The 2,923-nt window shown below is 37.5% G+C and carries 4 protein-coding genes and 1 pseudogene; 4 read left to right on the forward strand and 1 reads right to left on the reverse strand.

Features of this window, described 5'->3' with window-relative positions:
- The first annotated feature begins 648 nt into the window (after positions 1-648).
- The 4 genes and pseudogenes from AAC037_RS22930 (at position 649) to AAC037_RS22945 (ending at position 2,453) form a co-directional block, all read left to right on the forward strand.
- The gene (locus AAC037_RS22930; protein ID WP_339905902.1) at positions 649-837 is read left to right on the forward strand and encodes a hypothetical protein; all 189 of its coding nucleotides are present in this window, start codon (positions 649-651) and stop codon (positions 835-837) included.
- Positions 838-862: 25 nt separating this feature from the next.
- Complete coding sequence (locus tag AAC037_RS22935) at positions 863-1,003, forward strand: hypothetical protein (RefSeq protein ID WP_339905904.1); 141 nt, start codon at positions 863-865, stop codon at positions 1,001-1,003.
- A gap of 131 nt (positions 1,004-1,134) precedes the next feature.
- A pseudogene (locus tag AAC037_RS22940) lies at positions 1,135-1,469 on the forward strand (ATP-binding protein).
- 282 nt (positions 1,470-1,751) lie between these two features.
- Entirely contained in the window at positions 1,752-2,453 is a 702-nt protein-coding gene (locus tag AAC037_RS22945; RefSeq protein ID WP_339905905.1) for a 4'-phosphopantetheinyl transferase superfamily protein, read from the forward strand.
- Positions 2,454-2,738: 285 nt separating this feature from the next.
- On the opposite strand, the gene AAC037_RS22950 is transcribed toward AAC037_RS22945, so the two are convergent.
- Positions 2,739-2,923, reverse strand: a 185-nt coding sequence (locus AAC037_RS22950; protein ID WP_339905906.1) for a hypothetical protein, incomplete at its 5' end; no start/stop codon positions are given.

Below are 2,923 nucleotides of genomic sequence, written 5' to 3' on the forward strand. Positions count from 1 at the left end.
AAGGAGGTCTTTCAGAAGCCATTGCAAATGGCATATAAAAGATTTCGACTTTAAGGGAGCTTAAGAATAAAAGGGTGTAGAGAATTCTACACCCAGCCGGGGTGTAGTTTGCAAAACACCCTTCTATTATTTTCAATTTGCAATTGGAATTGGACGGAATTACCAATGATCCACAGTTATCAAACCTTCTAATCCAGCATAAATCCGTGCACTCGGACACATGTAATCCTCCCGTTTTTCCAAGATTCCTGCCCTTACCAGATTCTCATGAATACAATTGAAATGTGAAAAAATAGGGCATTTCATCTGTTTCTAATTGTTTTTCAAACTTACAGGTTTATTGGAAAGTCAACCCAAATCCACAATACAAAAGATACCGTAGAAGTCTACCATTACCACAATAGAATAGCTCTGTATAAAAGAAACCAATCAAAAGACTGTTACAATACCAATAGGGAACACTTTAGCAGTACACATAAAAAATACCTGGACTGGAGCCCTGACTACCTCAAGAAGCAGGCTGCTCCTCTGGTAACCAATGTAAAAGCATGTATTACCGAACTTTTTACCGAATCTGATTATCGGGGAACAGTCTACAAATGAACCATAGAGATAATAATGCTTGTTAAACTTTATGGCAAATAAAAGTTGGACGCTGCATGTAGCAGAGCAATATACGCCAAGGCCATATCCTATTACAGGATCAAAAATAGACTTGAAAACAACCTGGATAAAATTACCACAGATGATCTGGACAAAAAAGAGCCTCCTATTCCTACCCACGAAAACATCAGGGGGCATCTACTTACCAATAAACAAAACAATTATGATCAGTAACCAAACAGCATAAAATCTCAGACAGATGAGACTTAGTGCCTTGGCAGAACTCCACCATCAGAACATCGGTAGCAACAGGTTTACCGACTTTACAGCCAATGAATACATCGTCCTGATGGCAGACCCTGAGTGGGAGGACCGGCAGAGCAAAAAATGGCCAGGCTGATAAAAGGGGCAGTTTTTAAACAAAAAGCTATGGTTGCAGACATCGATTACAGCCATGGGCGCAATCTTGACTAATACCTGTTCACCAAACTTGCAACCATTGATTTTATACGTAAAAAAGAAAACATCATCATTACCGGTCAATCAGGAGTGGGAAAAGTTACCTCGTTCAAGCCCTAGGTAACCAAGCATGCCTGATGGGGCATAGAACAATATACAGCAATACCTTTCAAACTCTCCAAAGTGACGGTACCTATCTCAAGGAACTGCAGAAACTCCAGAACAGAGCCGTGCTTATTCTCGATAACTTAGGGCTACATGCTTTTGATACGACTGCAAGAGAAATAATATTGGATATCATTGATGACAGGCTTACCGAAAAATCAACCCTGTTATCTTCACAATTATCTGTATCGAAGTGGAATGATATTATTAGATCGCTGATGCAATCCTGGACAGACTCGTAAACTCTTCTCACAGAATAGATCTCAAAAGAGAATCTTTAAGCAAAGGAATCTTGAAAAATGAATAAAATTCACCTACTTTAAATGATCTTTCTTAGTGGAACGATTTGGCCGAAATCACTGGCATGGTCAGACCGAAATAGCCAGCAAAGAAGCGAACTCTTTTTCAGTTGGGAGCGAACTCACTACACGTGCTGAAAATCAGGAATAAGATTGGTCAAAGTATTCAAATAAAAATATCAATCAATTGTTTCATAATGACCTAATGGGCATTACTAAAGTGTATTGAAGAAATCCTTCTGGATGAGTATGCAGCAGATCCCGATTAAAATATTTGTTTTGAAGGTTTCAGATGTCTTAATGGATTCGGAAAATCTTCTACCCTTTCTGAAGAAAGATGAAAGGAATAAATCTAAAGAGTTCATCAACCTTGACTTGGAAAGAAACTATGTTGTTCATAAGGCATTTGAAAGGATAATTCTACAGCACTCCTTGAAAAAACGAACATTGAATATCAAACATGGAAAATACGGAAAGCCCTTCATTGATGATCCAAATACACTTTTTTACAACAAATCCCATTCAGGTGACTGGGTGGCTTTAGCTATCTCCACAATTGACCTTGGTATTGATATTGAAATGATCACCTCAAATAGTAATGAGGACCTAGTCCAGATGGTGTACAATGAAAAGGACTTCAATAATTTTGGAGCAACTGATGATTTTTTCACCGTTTGGAGTTTGAAGGAAGCGTACAGCAAACTGCTTGGGTTAGGTTTAAATCTTAACTTAAATCAGCTTCATATTATACCTGAGAACGGTGTATTTTCCATTCGAAAAGAAAATGTATTGTTAGCGAATGGTTATCAAATAGGTATTGACAGAGATTACAAATGTCATCTAGTAGTTGGTGTGGATTATAATCCTTCAATCTCTATAATATCCTCTACTCAATCATTAAAGATTATTAATGAACATCTACACTAAATAACCGAAAAATTACTTTCAATTTTGGACAGAATTCTCTTTTTACATGTAATGATGATTCAAAAACAAAAATAATAGTGTGTCAAGTAGGCAAATTTTGCGAAAAAATAAATGCCGCTCGCTAGTCAAGTAGGTAAAGGGGAATCCCACCCCTAAACTGCTCATCCTGGTCAATCGAGATACGTGAACCTTTTAATTGTTTATTTTTTTTAGCGGAATTCACGGATGCTGGCGCATTTCAAACGGCTCTTAATGTGCAGTCGGCTAATGCTCCATTAGGTTAGACTAAATTGTATCCCCGTCCATAATGTTAAAAAAGGTTTGGATAAAAACAGTAACTTTTCTATGGCATTTCAAAGCTTTGACCTTCCTTTCTTTAAAGTTATTGTACTTATTCATAATCCCTCCTAGGTGTAGTTTATGCCTTCGTGAGCTGGGTGTAGGTTTGCAACTACACCCTTCTATCCTTT

Origin of the sequence: uncultured Cyclobacterium sp. (assembly GCF_963976465.1) — a bacterium.
GTDB lineage: Bacteria > Bacteroidota > Bacteroidia > Cytophagales > Cyclobacteriaceae > Cyclobacterium.

Coding starts and splice junctions, on each gene's coding strand:
- AAC037_RS22935 (WP_339905904.1), top strand. CDS start 863: ATGAGACTTAGTGCCTTGGCAGAACTCCACCATCAGAACATCGGTAGC.